Annotated in this window: 10 protein-coding genes and 11 tRNA genes; 7 read left to right on the top strand and 14 right to left on the bottom strand. The window is 59.5% G+C overall.

Translation table 11 applies throughout. The annotated features are described in order from the left end of the window. Positions 1–4 precede the first annotated feature (4 nt). Positions 5–1270: a DUF1552 domain-containing protein gene (locus BV034_RS25200; RefSeq protein WP_050029727.1), complete on the bottom strand. Its 1266-nt coding sequence runs from the start codon at positions 1268–1270 to the stop codon at positions 5–7. A gap of 136 nt (positions 1271–1406) precedes the next feature. Between BV034_RS25200 and BV034_RS25195 the strand changes: the two genes are divergently transcribed. Beyond that, a complete protein-coding gene (locus BV034_RS25195; RefSeq protein WP_265593456.1) occupies positions 1407–3500 on the top strand; it encodes an ATP-binding protein in 2094 nt (697 codons plus the stop codon). Positions 3501–3505: 5 nt separating this feature from the next. Continuing rightward, positions 3506–4249 carry a response regulator transcription factor gene (locus tag BV034_RS25190; RefSeq protein ID WP_050029726.1) on the top strand — a complete coding sequence of 248 codons (744 nt, stop codon included), beginning with the start codon at positions 3506–3508 and terminating at the stop codon, positions 4247–4249. An 8-nt stretch (positions 4250–4257) separates the two neighbouring features. On the opposite strand, the gene BV034_RS36440 is transcribed toward BV034_RS25190, so the two are convergent. The 12 genes from BV034_RS36440 to BV034_RS36420 form a co-directional block, all read right to left on the bottom strand. Next, a tRNA-Lys gene (locus tag BV034_RS36440) sits at positions 4258–4329 on the bottom strand. Between the two features lie 76 nt (positions 4330–4405). Beyond that, positions 4406–4478, bottom strand: a tRNA-Leu gene (locus tag BV034_RS25185). A 15-nt stretch (positions 4479–4493) separates the two neighbouring features. After that, positions 4494–4569: transfer RNA gene (locus tag BV034_RS36435), tRNA-Glu, on the bottom strand. Between the two features lie 339 nt (positions 4570–4908). Beyond that, positions 4909–4984: transfer RNA gene (locus BV034_RS25180), tRNA-Leu, on the bottom strand. A 10-nt stretch (positions 4985–4994) separates the two neighbouring features. After that, positions 4995–5073 (bottom strand) — tRNA-OTHER (locus tag BV034_RS36430). Positions 5074–5089: 16 nt separating this feature from the next. Continuing rightward, positions 5090–5165: transfer RNA gene (locus tag BV034_RS25175), tRNA-Leu, on the bottom strand. Positions 5166–5321: 156 nt separating this feature from the next. After that, positions 5322–5394: transfer RNA gene (locus BV034_RS25170), tRNA-Gln, on the bottom strand. A 135-nt stretch (positions 5395–5529) separates the two neighbouring features. Further along, positions 5530–5606: transfer RNA gene (locus BV034_RS36425), tRNA-Pro, on the bottom strand. 456 nt (positions 5607–6062) lie between these two features. Then, positions 6063–6136 (bottom strand) — tRNA-Gly (locus BV034_RS25165). Positions 6137–6232: 96 nt separating this feature from the next. Further along, positions 6233–6308: transfer RNA gene (locus tag BV034_RS25160), tRNA-Ile, on the bottom strand. A 474-nt stretch (positions 6309–6782) separates the two neighbouring features. Beyond that, positions 6783–6859 (bottom strand) — tRNA-Ile (locus BV034_RS25155). 1111 nt (positions 6860–7970) lie between these two features. Continuing rightward, positions 7971–8099 (bottom strand): hypothetical protein, encoded by a 129-nt coding sequence (locus tag BV034_RS36420; RefSeq protein ID WP_265593455.1) that lies wholly within the window; start codon positions 8097–8099, stop codon positions 7971–7973. 213 nt (positions 8100–8312) lie between these two features. Between BV034_RS36420 and BV034_RS25150 the strand changes: the two genes are divergently transcribed. From BV034_RS25150 to BV034_RS25140, 3 genes are read left to right on the top strand one after another with little or no spacing between them, the layout of a single operon-like run. Next, complete coding sequence (locus tag BV034_RS25150; protein WP_050029725.1) at positions 8313–8966, top strand: RraA family protein; 654 nt, start codon at positions 8313–8315, stop codon at positions 8964–8966. A 9-nt stretch (positions 8967–8975) separates the two neighbouring features. Next, entirely contained in the window at positions 8976–10472 is a 1497-nt protein-coding gene (locus BV034_RS25145; protein WP_050029724.1) for a M81 family metallopeptidase, read from the top strand. Between the two features lie 52 nt (positions 10473–10524). After that, the gene (locus BV034_RS25140; RefSeq protein ID WP_050029723.1) at positions 10525–10908 is read left to right on the top strand and encodes a RidA family protein; all 384 of its coding nucleotides are present in this window, start codon (positions 10525–10527) and stop codon (positions 10906–10908) included. Positions 10909–11360: 452 nt separating this feature from the next. Here BV034_RS25140 and BV034_RS25130 read toward each other — a convergent pair whose 3' ends face one another. Further along, positions 11361–12656, bottom strand: coding sequence for an MFS transporter (locus BV034_RS25130; RefSeq protein WP_265593454.1), 1296 nt, complete (start codon positions 12654–12656; stop codon positions 11361–11363). A 496-nt stretch (positions 12657–13152) separates the two neighbouring features. Between BV034_RS25130 and BV034_RS25125 the strand changes: the two genes are divergently transcribed. Beyond that, a complete protein-coding gene (locus BV034_RS25125; protein WP_050029720.1) occupies positions 13153–15507 on the top strand; it encodes a Tex family protein in 2355 nt (784 codons plus the stop codon). Between the two features lie 393 nt (positions 15508–15900). Continuing rightward, the coding region (locus BV034_RS25120; protein ID WP_265593453.1) for a hypothetical protein at positions 15901–16304 on the top strand (404 nt) is incomplete at its 3' end.

Raw genomic sequence — 16304 nt, 5'->3', positions numbered from 1 at the left:
AGAGTCAAATCACGCCATTCATCGTACCTGTGCTGTAGCCAAAGCGCTCTGCCTCCCGGCCGAAGCGCTGCGCCATGGTGAGATAGAGGTTGCTGAGCGGTACCTTTTTGCCTTCCTCCTCCGGCATCCTCACATGGGTCTGGTGGCGATAACCTCCTCCAGCCACCAGGATGGGCAGGTTGCGATTGGTATGAGCGCTGCCGTCTCCCATGCCGCTGCCAAAGAGTACTTGCGTGCTGTCTAGCAGGCCCAGGTCAGAGAGCTTGTTGATGAAGCGGGCGAGCTGGGTCATCTGGTAGCGCTCCACCTTCCGCATCCCTGCCATCAATGTGGGATCCTTGCCATGGTGGGAGTAGGCGTGGTATCCCTTGGCCTCGATGCCCACCGCTCCTGTATCGAAGGCACCGGGAATCTCGATGGTGGCCACGCGGGTGGAATCGGTTTGCAAGGCCAGGGCAATGAGGTCGAACAGGATCGGGAGTTGCTGCGTTACCGTGCCATTTTTAGGCTCTTTCATCTCCACCTTGGGACGTGGACGGGAGACCCAGGCCTGTTCTTGCTGGAGGGTCTTCTCCACTTCACGGATCGAGGTGAAGTACTGGTCCAGCTTTTCCTTGTCGCCGTGACTCAGCCGGCTGTTCATCAGGCGGGCCTGTTCCTGGATGGTATCGAGAATGGAGCCCTGGTGCTGATATCGGGCAGTCCGCTGGGCCGCCTTCTCGGCAGGATCGTCCACAAAGAGCATCTGAAACACCTGGCTCACTTTTTGGATGGAGGGCACCATCACTCCAGAGCGTGTCCACGAGAGCTCCACGCCGCCGCCATTGTTGCTGCCAGCGGAGGTGTTCAGGACGGGGAAGCGACTGGCTCCTGCCACCTGCTCAGCGCAGTACTGGTCCAGTGTGATGTTTCCGTCCGGCATGCCTGCGGCCTCGGAGGATCTCACTCCGGAGAGGAAGGCGTGGGTGCCTGAGTGGCCGCCGTTCAGTCCGTGGTCCAGATGGGAAAAAACCGTGAACTTGCCGCGCACTGCCTCCAGAGGCTGGAGACTCTCAGGCAGGGCCGCGTTCAGCCCCGTTTCTGTGGGGAAGAACGCGTCCTGAATCATGCCGAAGGGGTTGGCGACGCAGACGAAACGTTGGACTGACGGGGTGCTGGCTCCGCTTGCCCGGCTCATGCATTCCAGCCAGGGCAGGGCCAGGCAGGCACCGGAACCGCGCAGGAAGTGGCGACGGGAAAGACGATGGCGGTCAGTCAGGATATGGCTCATGGCAGAGGTGGAGGTGAACGGTAGAGGTTAACGGGAGCGCTCTGAAATTACCTCCCCCGAGTTCTCGGGGTGAAGGGGTTGAAAAACCCGGATGGCAATCGGGAAGGGCAACGTTAAGCTGGAGATCGCCCAACCCATGACCTCAGCCGCCCGCGAACGATTTCCCCTGACTCTGTCTGCCTGGCAGAGGCGGGCGAAGTTTCGCAAGCTGAGCCCCTGCCTGCTGGCGGTCGCGTTCTGGTGTCTGGGTTTCCCTACCAGTCAGGGCCAGGCGGGAGTGTTGGAATGGCTGAGCCCTGAGCTGGGGCGCATGGAGCGCGAGCGCATGGAGCTGGAAGCACAGCTTCCTGGGCTGCCTGCGGCCCCTTCAGTGCATCCCTCTGAGCGAATCGGCTGGCACAGCGATTACCTGGCTTCTCCAGAGGTGGAGCAGTGGGTGGATCTGCGGCTGAGCCGGCCGCAGGCTGTGGATGCGGTGGTCTTGATGGCACCACCACCGGGCGGATCCACGACCAAGGCGGGCTACGGTTTCCCCAAACGGTTTCGCGTGGAGGCGACAGTGGCCGACGTGACGGATGAAGGGGGGGATGAGGACGACCATGTGGTGCTGGCGGACTACACGCAAAGCGACTTTCCCAATCCCGGCAATCTTCCGGTGTGGGTTCCAGCAGGGGGGCGCGTGGTGAAGCAGATCCGTGTCACCGCCACCCGTCTGTACTCGGAGGGCGGACGGAGCTTTGTGGCATTGGGCGAGGTAATGATCATGCAGGGCAAACGGAACCTTGGTCCAGAACTGGAGACGCTGGGTCCCGATCATGTGAAAGCACGGAGCAGCCAGGGGACCAGGCCGGACTGGGGCCGGATCAATCTGGTGGATGGGCTGACCGTATTGGGGCCACCGCTGGGCAACCGGGCCAGCCCCGCTGCGGGATATCGCAGCAAGCCGGCGAGTGAGAGCCGCGGGCTCACCCGGCCCTGGGTGATGGTGGATCTGGGCGAAGTGGTGACGATTGATGAGGTGAGATTGTTTCCCGCTCATCCTCCGGCATTTGCCCACAGCCAGGGCTATGGGTTCCCGGTGCGTTATCACCTGGAACTCCGGCTGGATCAGACCGAGCTGCCCGAGTACCTCGCCCCACCCCAGGCGGGCAGCTACACGGCTCCACCTGGCGACAATGTGGTGACGCTCGTGGCGGATGGCCGTCGCGCACGCTTTGTCCGGCTGAATGTGGATGAGCCACATGTCAGCAACGGCAGCGCGGTCTTTGCCCTGGCTGAGCTGCAGGTGTGGTCAGGAGGGCAGAATGTGGCGTTGGGCCGCCCCGTGACCGCTTCTGATTCCACTGAGGCCGATGGCTGGGACACGGAGGCGCTCGTGGATGGCTATGCCAGTGTGGCTGACATTGTGGACTGGCCAGACTGGCTGGCGGGGCTTTCGAAACGTCGGGAACTGGAGCACCAGCTCGCCGTCCTGGCCGTGACGCGTGGCCGCATGGTTCAGCAATGGCAGCGGGCAGGATTGCTGACACTGGGGGGCCTGGCGGCCGCTGTGGTGCTGGCCATGGTGGGGTGGAGTCTGCGCCAGCGGCAGATGCGTCGGATTGAGATGGAGGCGCTCCGTCAGCGTATTTCCCAAGACCTGCATGACGAGATCGGGAGCAGCCTGGGCAGCATCGCCCTGATCAGCCAGGATGCCCTGGCCATGACGCCTGACGAAGCGCTGCGGAAAGAGTTGCAGGAAATAAAGGACACGGCCCAGCAGACGCTGGACTCCATGCGCGACATCGTGCGTCTGGCCCAAAGCGGGGTCTATGGGCAGGGAGACCTCACTGCGCATCTCCGGGAGATCGCAGATCGCATGCTGCGCGGCATCCCGCACGATTGGACCTCGGATTCCGTGGTGGACCAGGCATTCAATGCCCTGCCCATGAACCAGCGGCGGGATCTGGTGCTTATGTTCAAGGAGACCCTGCACAACATCATGCGCCACTCCCACGCGACGAGTGTGCAGATCCAGCTGACCCGGGCGGGTGGGATGCTGGAGCTTGCCGTCCGGGATGATGGGTGTGGATTTTCCCACACTGACCAGAAACCGGGTGTCTCGGCCAATGGCAGTGGCATGGGGCTCTCCAATCTGCAACGACGCGCTGCCAAGCATGGGGGGCGTACAGTCATTGAGTCCGCTCCCGGCCGGGGCACTTGCATTACATTCAGGCTGCCACTTTCATAACGACCATGGCTGACGCATCCGATACTTCTCAACCTTCCCCTCCGGAGTCCGTGCCTGTTTCTGTCTGGCTCGTCGAGGATCACAAGACGTATGGTGAGCGGCTCATGCGGGCACTGAACCGTCTGGAGGGCATTGTGTGCAGCCAGCGATTCACAGCGGTGGAGGATGCCGTGGCCCGGTTACAGGCCGGTGGAGGCGATCCTCCAGCAGTGCTGCTGCTGGATGTGGAACTCCCCGGCATGAGCGGCATCGAGGGAATCGCGTCCTTGAAGGCTTATGCTCCGAACCTGGCCATCGTCATTCTCACCGTGTTTGAAGATGACGACAAAATCTTCCGCGCCATCTGCGCGGGGGCAGCAGGGTATTTGCTGAAGACAGCCGGGGTGGAAGACATTGCCGGGGCTATCAGGACGGCCGCCAGTGGCGGATCACCCATCAATCCCGCAATTGCCAGGCGGGTGCTGGAGATGTTCTCCAAAGTGAATGCAGGACGGGCTGGGGATCAAGGAAACACCGCTGGGTCTGAAGGGACAGTGAACCGCGGAGGTCAGGCCTCGTACGGCCTGACCCCTCGGGAGCTGCAGATCCTGGAGCTGCTGGTACAAGGTCACACCATCAAGCAGGCAGCGGGAGAGATGGGCATTGGCTACTACACGGCGGACGAGTACATCCGCAGCGTGTATGAGAAGCTACAGGTGCGGAGTCGTGGTGGAGCGATTGCCAAAGCCGTGAAAGAACGGCTGGTTTGAGAAACGGGTAGGCCCACAGGGATTTGCGCCCTGCTCTACCGCTTAAAAGGCGGTTGCTTCGCTGTCTAAGCTTCAGGCCCGGAGGGGAAATTGGGAATTAGGAATTAGGAATTTTGAGGTTTGAGGTTTGAGGTTTGAGATTTTGAAGTGATTGGGTGCTCACGACAGGATTCGCACCTGCACTGGCGGCGCTCTCAACGCCGTGCCTCTGCTGTTGGGCTACGTGAGCGAAGTGGTGATAAATTGGCAACCCCAGCCGGATTCGCACCGGCATTCTTCGATAGAAAGTCGAAGGTCTTGGCTGATTAGACGATGGGGTCGTTTTGGAAGGGTGATGTGGCAAGCAGGGAGATCGCTGGCAGTGGTGAGCGATCTTTTGTGGACGAAGGGAGGATTGAGGAAATTGGCGGAACGCGGAGGGCATGCTCCCCATCGCACAGCAAAGTACGACGAATCCGTTAGCACCGGGCCCCAGCGCGCTTGTCTGGTTCACGTTCCGTTGAGAGAGGTAAGATGGAGTGAAGGGATGGCGTAGAGCCAAGAAAGGTGGGAAGCCGGAGATGGGTGTTCCTTCGCGCTCAGGTGGAGGAGGTGAAGAGTAGTTTGAGGGCGTGTCGGCCTTGCCGGATCACGAGACGTTCGAACCTATGGCGATGAGATGGTCCCGACGGCAGGAGTTGCACCTGCACTGACTCCGGTTTGAGCGGAGTGCCTCTGCTATTGGGCTACGCCGGGGGCTGGAAAATGGTGCTCGCGGCAGGATTTGCACCCGCATGGGTCTGTTACGGTTTCAAGGAGTTAGAAACTCCAGCCGATACGCGAGCATGGTTGTGATGGAAATGGTCCCGGCGGCAGGATTCGCACCCGCACTGGCTCCGTTCTAAGCGGAGTGCCTCTGCTGTTGGGCTACGCCGGGGATCAAGAGTGATGAAAGGAGGAAAATGGTGCTCGCGGCAGGATTTGCACCCGCATGGATCTGTTACGGTTTCAATGGGTTCGAAGCCCAAGCCGATACGCGAGCATGAGTGGTATAAGGACTCATGAGTCTCCAGTTGTGGTTCAGGTCACCAAGCGGCTCCGGATGGATTTGCGCCATCAACCTCCCGGTCCAAAGCCGGGCGCTCTGTCTGGTTGAGCTACGGAGCTCCTTGTGGTGAATCTGAATCATGGAGACAAGGGGGATTGGTCGGGCGCGTCCGAGTTGCACGGCTCAACTCCACACCGAATGGAGCATGCTGCTGTCACATCCCGCGCCCGAGTTCATTGAGTGCTGAAAAATTTGGTCACGCAGGCAGGACTTGCACCTGCTTCCACTTGTCTCCCGGACAAGTGCCTCGTCTGCTTTGGCCTCTGCGTGGATTGAGGTTCATGAAACACTGAAAAAAAATGGGACGCACGCCCCGGACTTTCACCGGGTAGTCCGGTTTTGCAGACCGGTGGTTCGAGGGCTTTGCCTTGCGTGCGATTGGCGGACGAAAATTGGGGTGATCAACGGGACTTGCACCCGCACGTCAGCCTTCACAGGGCTGGATGCTAACTTTTACATCATGATCACCATTTTATAAGGGGATTAAGAGGGTCTGGCGGAAGCCGGAGGGCATGCTCCCCATTCCACAGTTGATGTGGAACGATCCGTGTTCGAGAAGGTCCCGGCGCGCTGGTCCGGTTCAGCTTCCATCAAAGAGGGGGAAGAGAAGAAAGCGGAAGCCAGTGGACATGCTCCACAGCCTGGTAATCCCAGGCCCGGCCGGTTTCCAGCCGGCGGCGGCTCGCTTGTCCGCTTTGACTTCCAAGTTTGTTGAGGTGGGGAAAGTGGTGCGCCATGCCGGATCTGCCCCGGCGCCCGCGGTTTGGAAGACCGACATGCTGCTGTTACACCAATGACGCGTGAAATGAAGTGGCGGCTGCGTCCGGTATCGCGCCGGACTCTCTTCGTCTTCAGCGAAGCGCTAATCTGTCTCAGCTACACAGCCGTTGAAAAAATGGTCCTTCCGGCAGGGCTTGCACCTGCGACCTGCGGCTTATCGGGCCGCCGCTCTGCTGACTGAGCTACGAAAGGTGGTGGAATGAAATGAGGTGGTATGAAATAGAGCGGAGCACCAGGGACTTGCACCCTGAACGCCTGGAATGCAGGCGCGGCTGGTTTCAAAGCAGCGTCCTCGTCTGGCCGGTCGTGCTCCATGCAATGCTATGTGACAATCTAAGAAATTAAGAAATGGTCGCGCACCCCGGTGCTGCCCCGGGCGACGCCTCGCTCCAAACGAGTCGGGTTCGCTGGCTCCCTCATGCGCGATGAAGTGGTTGAAAAAAAGTACCGCGTCCAGGTAATGCTCCTGGCCGATCCTCGAGGGATTTTGGTTTTACAGACCAATTCGTGTCTTTAACGAACTACCGCGGCGTTGGGAAATTGGTTGCGGGACGTGGAGTCGCACCACGATGGGAAAGCTTATGAGACTTTCCAGGTTCTCAACCTTCCCGCGGTTGAATTTGGACGGTTCCAGAATTGGAAACTGGACCAGAACTGACGGTAAAATGGTAGCGGGGGCAGGAATCGAACCTGCTCAGTCTCCGGTTTATGAGACCGGTGCCTTTCCATTTGGCGACCCCGCCGTTTAACGATGACGAATGGCACGGCGTCCCGGTGCTGCCCCGGGCGGGCTGAGTTTTGGAGGCTCTGCTGCGCGGCTGGCGCACGCCGTGTTCGACGTCTTTTGAAAAATTGTTTCCTGAAGCGGAAACGCTGTATTTTGACTCTTCAATAAATGATCGCTCACCGCTGCCAGCTCTTCTTGAGCTCGCACCCGCAGGTGATTTCACGGCGGATGTTTCGGTGATTTTGAGGCACACCTCCTAAATTGGGGACAGCGAGGTTCACCCTGATGGGGGTGTAGTCGGGCTGCGGCCCAGGCCTGTTGGGATTTGTCTGAAAAATGGATGCCCGCAGAGGGGAGAGGCGTTGGCGCGGTGCATAAGTATCCCTAAGTTAGGCCATCCAGTTCCAACTAAGTGGATAAGTAGATGGGATAACTTGACAGTGGGAGGGCGTGCTGCCACTGTTATAGCGGAAGCCAGACCATGGAACCCAGTCTCTGCTCGGGACGGTTTATGTATCGGTGACCAATCCGGCTCCGTCGTCAGTTGCCGCTGACGGCGGGGCCTTTTTCACCTGAGGGGGCGGATGTTTGTTGGGTGGGGCACGCTCCTTTCCAGGAGTGGACCATGAAGGTCCTTGTGTAAATGGTTGAAAATGAAGAACCCTGCGAGCCTTTTGAGGGCGGGCAGGGTTCTCGGAAAAGGGATCCTCGGATGGAGATCTTGAGAACTAGCTGCCGGCGTGTGCGCACAGAATGCCCATAAACTCGGATTGCTCGTGATACGGCAATCCTCTCAGGGCTTCCATGGAGCGACTGCGATACCGCCAGGGTATTCCTGGAAGTTTCGAGAGGTCGCTGTGCCGGAGTGAGTTCATTTGCTTTGAATAGATGATGTTTAACTCGATGTTATTCAATCGTCAATAAAATTTGCATAACTTTGTGCGAATTTTTTTCCGTGTGAGAGGGGAGGTGGTTCGTGAAGTGTTAGGTATAGAACCTGGGTGTGGGGTGCTTTTGCCGTCTCCGGACAACGGAGCCCCGGCAGTCAGGTCAGGATGCAAGAGACTGCTTCCTGGTCCGACTGCCGGGGCTTCTTCGACTGCTGGTCGCCACGTGGCGCGAATGGGCTAGGTGCACCCGCGCATGAGGAAGAGAATGAGGAGCACCGGGATGGGCACTCCCAGAAGCCAGAGGAGGATCCAGCCAGCCTTGCCTTCCTGCTGACGTTGCCAAAGGGTTTGGAGCTTTGTTTTCATATCCCTGAATCGGGGGTTCCTGCCAGTGGGATGGATCAAAGATGAGCGGGAGTGCCATCTTTTGGGATGGTTGGTGCGGATCCTCCCTGGAGTCTTGCCGCATGGCGACCTGGTCCTGCCAAACTCATGCGCTATTTGAGCTTTTCTTCCTTCTCTCAATACAAAAGTGCTCTCTCCGCAACACCGGCACAGGGGCTGCGTTCTGTTTTCCTCATGTCTGATGCCGATCTCCTTGCCCAACTTGCCCCTCTGTACGCCGCCGTCGTTGCCGATGTACTGGACGGACTGGGTTTCCCCAACCAAACGCTGCCCGCGAACCTGCGGCCGCTCACTCCAGTCCACAAGATCTACGGAAGGGTGTTTCCTGCCCAGGCCACGACGGTGATGGAGGTGCCTGCAGAGCCATACAAGCTGGAAATCGCCGCGGTGGACGCCATGACCCGTGGGGATGTGCTGGTGGTGGATGTGGGCAATGATGCAAACTGCGGGTTTTGGGGCGAGTTGTTGACCACCGCCTGCCTCTTCAAAGGCGTGCATGGGGTGGTGATGAGCGCCTGCACACGGGATATGTGGAAAATTAGGGAACTAGGCTTCCCGGTCTTCGGCATTGGCTATCATCCCGCTGACAGCAAAGGCAGGGCCGACATTGTGGAGATTGCCAAGCCGATTCGGCTGGGCAATGTGGTGGTGAACAAGGGTGACTACATCCTGGGCGACGAGGACGGTCTGGTGGTGATCCCGCAGGAGGTGGCCGCAGAGGCGATCCGCCTGGCGAATGAAAAGGTTCAAGGTGAGAACATTGCCCGTGAGGACCTCGCCCGCGGGGTGCCCATGGGCGAGGTTTTCAGGAAGTACGGCATTCTCTGAAGTCGCGGCATGAGACCCCGGATCCTCATTGCAGGTTTGTTTCATGAAACCCACACCTTTGTGGAGGGAGAGACCTGCCTGGCGGACTTTGCGACCTTGCGGGGGAACGAGATGCTTGACTGCCGGGGCGACGCCTCCCCCTTGGGAGGGGTGCTGGAGACGGCCGACCGGCTGGATTGGGAGGTGATCCCCGCGGTGGATATGAGGGCCTCCCCCGGAGGCATGGTGCCGGACGAAGTCGTGGAGACGTGGTGGCGCGAGTTTGTGAGCGTGGCAGAACCAGCACTGCGCACCGGAGTGGATGCAATCTATCTGGTGTTGCATGGAGCCATGGTCTCCCCGGCGTACGAAGATGTGGAAGGGGAGCTCCTGGGCAGAATCAAGGAGTTGTCGGATGCCGCTTCTTTGCCGGTGTTTGGTGTCTTTGACCTGCATGCCAACTACACCCCGCGTATGGCTGCAGGAGCCAACTGTCTGGTGGCTTATCGCGAGAATCCCCACACCGACGGCCGCGCCATGGCGGTGCTGGCCGCGGAGTTGCTCCAGCGTTGTCTCAGGGCGGAAAAGCCCCCACTCCAATACTGGAGGCATGCTCGCGTGGTCTGGCCGCCCACCGGCACAGGCACGGCTGCGCCCCCCATGCGAGATCTGGAGACCATGGCGCGGGCACTGGAGGCCCGGCATAAAGCCTTCTATGCGGTGAATGTGGTGGCTGGCTTCTCCTTTGCCGACACGGCGGAAACTGGTGTGAGCTTTTGCATCTCCTCTGATGGTGAGCCGGCCGAGGCACAGGCGGCCCTTGCCGATCTCTGCAACTTGGCGTGGGTGCTACGCGAGGCTGGAAATGTGCGGGACGCCACTCTGGACGAGGTGATGGCTCAGGTGATCGATGCTTTGCAGACACCTTTTCGCGGCCCAGTGGTGATTGCCGAGCCGGCCGACAATATCGGAGGTGGGGCACCGGGCGATGGTACCGGGCTGCTCCGAGCGTTTGTGAAACACGACCTGCAGGATGCGGCCATTTGCATCAATGACCCCGAGGCAGTGAGTCACTTGCAGGGGAGTTCACCCGGCGCCAAGGCAACTTTGCCCATTGGCGGCCGTGGGAGCTCACTGGATGACGGACCACTTCACCTCGAGGTGGAACTGGTGGCCCTTCAACCTGGGCTCTTCCGTCTGGAGGACCGCCGCAGCCACCTCGCCAGCATGTGTGGAGACGCTTTTGACATGGGGCCATGTGCGGTGGTGCGCCACCGCGGGGTGACGATCCTGCTCACCTCCCACAAGACACCTCCCTTTGACCTCGGTCAGTGGAGCTCACAGGGGATCGCCCCGGAAAAGCTCCGGGTTATAGGAGTCAAAGCGGCCGTGGCACATCGCCGGGCGTATGACGGCATCGCCTCGCTTATGCTTTGGGCGGACACCCCTGGCCCCTGCCGCAGCAATGTGACAAAGATGCCCTACCGCAGGCTGCGGCCGGGGGTATATCCCTTTGTGGAAAGCTAAACTTTCGTCTCGCCCAAGATCTCTCTTCAGACAACAAGCTATCAACTCCCTCATGACCGTATCCTATCCTCGCGACCCTGGTACTCCCGTTTCTCATCTGCCCTTCAGCCCCGTGGTGGTGGCAGGTGACCTTGTTTTCATCTCCGGACAGGCCTCTGTGGACGAGGCGGGTCAGATTGTGAGCGACTCCTTTGAAGGGGAATTCCGACGGTCGATCGAGAACGTTCGCAAGGTGCTCGCAGCCGCTGGTTGCACGCTGGCGGACGTCATCCAGACGCGCAACTACGTGCGGGATCCCGCCGATGTGCCGCTCTACAATCAGCTCTACCGGGAGTATTTCTCCGAGCCGTTTCCCACTCGCACCACCATCACCAACTGTCTGCCTCCGGCCTTGAAGTATGAGATCGAGGCGGTGGCGGTGAAGGCGAAGAGCTAGGCTGAAGCTTGGTTCTTGGCTGAGCAGCGCGGATGAAGTGTCTCCTGCCTGGTTGCTTTTCGTGGCAGGGTTGGAGTTCCGTCCCGCATGCGTGACCATTGCCATCAGGGAAACAAGTCGCCACTCATCGTAGCGGCTCTCGGGGCGTGCAAGTTGAGGGCTGAAAGCCCGGAATAATTCCAGCCTTGGGCAACGCCCAAGGTAATCTGGGATTTGAGATGCTCAGGGCTGTAGGCCCGATTCATCCAGCGATCGTGGTGGGCAGGCTTGATGAGGCCGGGCCTTCGGGCCTCTTGAACCTTTGACTCAGCCAACTGGAGCCTCAATGCGCCAAGCTCGCGGCGACCCAATTGCGGAACCCATTGCCAGTCAAAACAGCGGAACTCCAACCCTGTTTGAGACCTTTGAGGAAAGGTGAGGCGGCTCATGGGTAGAGCTGCCTCTTGGTCTCATTATCCCTCCGCGATCTTCCGGTCGGCATTGATCCCAAACGACAGAATCCCTGCCAGGGTGAAGGCCAGGGCGCAGGCGATGAAGAGCTCCTGCTGGTCGCCATTCTTGTCGAACGTCTTCAGGAGCCATCCTGCCGTTGCGGCTTGAATGGCGGCACCAAAGTTTCCCCACATGTTGGCCCAGCCGAAGATGGGGGCGACATTGCGGCCGCCGACATCCTGGGCCCAGGCCCACACGGCGGGCAGGGCGGAGTCGGTGGAGAAGACCATGAGCCCCAAGCAGACGGCCAGCAGCCAGGGACTGTCTGCCCAGAGGCAGGCCACGCACATGCCCGCGGAGAGGAAACGAGTGACGGACAAGGGCAGCAAGCGTCCCAGTCGCAGGCCCAACTTGCGCGTCAGCCAGTCGGTGAGCAGTCCGCCCAGGAGCAAGCCGAACATCCCGATGAAGAGGGTGAGCGTGGAGATGTAGCCGTTCATGTCCTCGCTCAGGTGGCGCACGTCCCGCAGGTAAGAGGACATGGAATTGATCACGAAGGCCCAGCCAAAGTTGGTGAGCATCTGGTAGAAGCACATCATCCACAGGCTGCGGTCACGAAGGACGGCTTTGAGCGGGAATCGGTAACCTGTGCCAGCTGCCCTCGTCACGGGGGAGTTGGCAGGACGCCCTTCGGCGAGCAGTGCTCGCTCAGCCTCGTTGCTGCCGGGGTGTTCTTCCGGTGTCTCCCGAAATGCCATCCAGAACAGCCATGCGACCACGAGCCCTGCCAGTCCATAGGCCCAACCCGCCCAGCGCCAGCTCCCAAAGAGGAGGATTACTTTCACCGTGATGAGCGGGGCCAGCACAAAACCCAACCGTCCGCCGAGCGATACCACGCCGCTGGCAAAGCCCCGCCAGTTGATATGGGCCCAGCGGCTCAGGAGGCTGCCGCTGATGGGGTAGGCACCCGCCTCCGCGATGCCGCAGCCAATGCGAGCGATGAACAGCATCGCCACGCCATTGGCAAAGCCGGAAAGCGCAGTGAAAGCGCTCCACAGCACAATGAGCACCGTCATGAGTGTGCGCTTGCCGAAGCGCTCTGCAAGCCAGCCAGCCGGAACTTGTGCCAGGGCGTAGGCCCAGAAGAACGCGCTCTTCAGGTGACTGGCTTGATCATTGGTGAGATGGATCTCGTCCTTGAACGACTGGGAGTCCAGCATCCACGCGAGGCACGCTCGATCAATGTACATCAGGAACGCCGAAAGGGTCGTGACGGCGAGAATCCAGTGGCGGACAGGCGTGGGGGAGGGCTTCAATCGGATGGCGAGTTCTAGCAACTACGCTGCCACCCAAGCAGGCTCTTAGCGGATGATCATTAATGTATCACAATGGGAGACATTGGGTGGGAGAGGAATGATTCTTAGACAGGATTGACAAGATTTTTGAGAGATTAACAAGATGGATTCAGGTCGTCGAAGGCGCTCTACGTCATGTCGGAGAGAGGTCGGTAGCCTCTGGATGCGGAGCGTTTGCCTTGGGTGCCCCTCCTGAGTGGGGCGGAGATTTCCGCGGACAGTTTACGGCTGGGTGGCGGGTGGAAAAGCAGCTCGGGGGCGAGGGTGCTCAATATCAACGCGGTACAACGTCAAGTGCGGCATTTGTGGTGGAAATCCCGGAGGGTTGCAGCCAGCTGTCAAGCAAGTTTCCCGTCAGGCTTGGCAAGCGAAAATCGCCCCTCTGCACGTTTTGGGTTGCCGCTGGCGGGCGGGGTCGCTAATTCACCCTTGCACGTTACTTCCCCCTCATTGATCCATGAATCTGAAACACGTTGAAACCATCGCCCGTGAGCTGAATGTCAAAGCCACGCAGGTGAGTGCCACGGCCAAGCTGATCGCCGAAGGCGGCACCGTACCGTTCATCGCCCGTTATCGTAAAGAAGTCACCGGCTCGCTGGATGAAGTGGCCATCACGGGGATCCGCGACGGCATGTTGCGTCTGGCCCAGCTCGATGAGCGCCGTGAAGCCATTGTAAAGTCTCTGGATGAGCGCAAGCTCATGACGGACGCGCTCAAGTCGAAGATCGAAAAGGCCGAAACCATGGCCGTGCTGGAGGACTTGTTCGCCCCCTTCCGTCCGAAGCGCCGCACCCGAGCCACCATTGCCAAGGAAAAGGGCCTGGAGCCCCTGGCAGACTTCATCGAGCAGAACCAGACCGTCTCCAGTGCTGATCCCGCCAAGGAAGCGGAGAACTACATCAAGACCGAAGATGTAGCGGACGAGTTGAAAGTCGCCAACGCGGACGAAGCCCTGGCAGGTGCCCGTGACATCATCGCAGAGCGGGTGAGTGATGCGGCGGAGGCCCGCGCTGCCATTCGCAGACTCATCGCAGAGCAGGCCACGATCAGCTCCAAGGTGATGTTTGGGAAGGAAGAGGACAAGGATGCCGCGAAATTCCGCGACTACTTTGACTGGAGCGAGCCGCTCAAGGCCATTCCCTCCCACCGCATGCTGGCCATCCGCCGTGGGGAGAAGGAAGGCTTCCTCATGATGCGCATCACTGCGCCCGAAGGCGAAGCCATCCGTGTTCTGGAATCCCAGTTCGTGAAGGGCCACACCGCCTGCGCCAGGCAGGTGTCCGAGGCCGTGCAGGACGGCTACAAGCGGCTCCTTGCCCCCTCCATGGAGACTGAGGCGCGTCTGGAAGGCAAGAAGAAGGCGGATGCAGATGCCGTGAAAGTCTTCGCAGATAATCTCCGCGAACTCCTCCTGGCCGCCCCGCTGGGCCAGAAGCGCGTGATGGGTGTGGACCCCGGCTTCCGTACGGGTTGCAAGATCGTGTGTCTGGACGCCCAGGGCAAGCTGCTGCACAATGACGTGATCTACCTTCTGGGTGAGGGCAACTCGCTCGTGCAGGCTAGAACCTTGATCCTCAACCTCGTGGAGCGCTTCAAGATTGAGGCTGTCGCGATCGGCAACGGCACTGCCAGCCGTGAGACGGAAATGTTTTTCAACAAGATCGGCCTGCCCAAGTCGATCCTGATCCTCATGGTGAATGAGAGCGGTGCGTCCATCTACTCTGCCAGCGAAGTGGCTCGCGAAGAGTTCCCGAATCATGATATCACGGTGCGTGGTTCCGTTTCCATCGCCCGCCGTCTCATGGACCCCCTTGCAGAGCTGGTGAAGCTCGATCCCAAATCGATCGGCGTGGGCCAGTACCAGCATGATGTGGATCAGACCCTGCTGAAGGACGGTCTGGATGATGTGGTCATGAGCAGTGTGAACGCTGTGGGCGTGGAGGTGAACACCGCCAGCAAGCAGCTGCTGTCTTACGTCTCCGGCTTGAACCAGAGCCTGGCCGCCAACATCGTGGCCTATCGCAATGAGAACGGCCCCTTCAAGAGCCGTGCCGAGCTGCGCAATGTGCCGCGTCTGGGTGAGAAAGCGTTCGAGCAGGCCGCAGGTTTCCTGCGCATCCGTGCGGCGGAGAACCCGCTGGACTCAAGTGCCGTGCACCCAGAGCGCTATGAAGTGGTGACCCGCATGGCGAAGGATCTCTCCTCAGATGTGAGCGACCTTCTGACCAAGGAAGAGCTGCGCAAGAAGATCGACCTCAAGAAGTATGTCTCGGAGGAAGTCGGTCTGCCTACGCTCCAGGACATCGTGAACGAACTCGCCAAGCCGGGTCGTGACCCGCGCAAGCAGTTCGAGGTGTTCAAGTTCCAGGAAGGGGTGGAGAAGCCAGAAGATCTCAAGGTGGGCATGAAGCTTCCTGGCATTGTCACGAACGTGACTGCCTTTGGTGCCTTCGTTGACATCGGCGTGCACCAAGACGGACTCGTTCACGTGAGCCAGCTCTCGGATCACTTCGTGAAGGACGCCAGCGAGGTGGTGAAGGTGCAGCAGAAGGTGCAGGTGACCGTGACGGAGGTGGATCTACAGCGCAAACGCATCGCTCTCTCCATGAAATCGAACCCCGACTTCGAGAAGAAGTCCGGAGGTGGTGGCGGGGGCGGCGGCAATCGCCAGGGCCCTGGTGGTGGCGGCGGGGGCGGTGGGAACCGCAGTTTTGGCGGTGGCGGCAATCGCGGTAGCGGTGGTTTTGGCGGCGGCTCCGGCGGTGGCGGTGTGGATTGGTTCTCCGCAGCGGTTTCCAAGGGCAAGAAATAGGCGAATGCCCAGCCCTGTGTTGAGATAGAGAAGAGAGTATTGAGAACCCCGGTTCGCGTGATGCGGCCGGGGTTTTTCATAACTCCATACTTGCGATCGGGGCGAAGACAGAGCGGATCGGTGGCTTCGATAGGCCTGGTGGGGGAGGACCAGATCTGAGGGTGAGGGCATCAGACAATGAGAAAAAACGAGTATTTTGTGGGATCACGGTTGTTTACCTGTAAATACGGGGAATCACGTTAATTGCGGTTAAATATGGGTACTAAGTGCCGGGAATGTATTTTAACGAGCGATTTCGATTGATTGTTAAGGGTGGTGTATTATATTCCACGCGTAGAGGTTCTATTTTAATTTGCGGGAGGTGCTTTTATAAGGCGCTGTCGATGCACTGCCATGAGTGCAATCGTCTTCGACTTGCTCGCCTCTCACAGGGACATCCTTACGGAGTCGCCACGAGAGGGGAGCTATTTGTCCGCGGCGGTCCTTCGGTCTGATTATCCGGAGTACATACCCAATCGCTACCTTTCAAAAGGGCAGATTATTTCGACGAGCGCTCTGGAGTGGCTGCGTCAATTTGGCAGTTTACGGTCCCACGATAAGGAGGAGTTGGGCGTCTTGATCCCCCATCCTGGGCCAGATGCCAGCGAAGCATCCCATCCTGGACCTGCATTGGCTGCCATCGACATTGCTGCAACATACGTTCGGTTGAATAAATTCAATTTTTCAGACTTGGCATTGTTGGCGGGCTTTGTGAAGGCAAGCGGCACTAAGGATTGGCGTTTTACGTCCTCGGATGC

This window comes from Verrucomicrobium sp. BvORR034 (assembly GCF_000739635.1).
GTDB lineage: Bacteria > Verrucomicrobiota > Verrucomicrobiia > Verrucomicrobiales > Verrucomicrobiaceae > Verrucomicrobium.
This window is presented reverse-complemented; position numbering and strand designations above follow the sequence as displayed.

What these genes read in the sequence shown, in the direction of transcription:
- BV034_RS25200 (WP_050029727.1), bottom strand. Translation starts at nt 1,270, where the DNA reads ATGAGCCATATCCTGACTGACCGCCATCGTCTTTCCCGTCGCCACTTC.
- BV034_RS25195 (WP_265593456.1), top strand. Translation starts at nt 1,407, where the DNA reads ATGACCTCAGCCGCCCGCGAACGATTTCCCCTGACTCTGTCTGCCTGG.
- BV034_RS25190 (WP_050029726.1), top strand. Translation starts at nt 3,506, where the DNA reads ATGGCTGACGCATCCGATACTTCTCAACCTTCCCCTCCGGAGTCCGTG.
- BV034_RS36420 (WP_265593455.1), bottom strand. Translation starts at nt 8,099, where the DNA reads ATGAAAACAAAGCTCCAAACCCTTTGGCAACGTCAGCAGGAAGGCAAG.
- BV034_RS25150 (WP_050029725.1), top strand. Translation starts at nt 8,313, where the DNA reads ATGTCTGATGCCGATCTCCTTGCCCAACTTGCCCCTCTGTACGCCGCC.
- BV034_RS25145 (WP_050029724.1), top strand. Translation starts at nt 8,976, where the DNA reads ATGAGACCCCGGATCCTCATTGCAGGTTTGTTTCATGAAACCCACACC.
- BV034_RS25140 (WP_050029723.1), top strand. Translation starts at nt 10,525, where the DNA reads ATGACCGTATCCTATCCTCGCGACCCTGGTACTCCCGTTTCTCATCTG.
- BV034_RS25125 (WP_050029720.1), top strand. Translation starts at nt 13,153, where the DNA reads ATGAATCTGAAACACGTTGAAACCATCGCCCGTGAGCTGAATGTCAAA.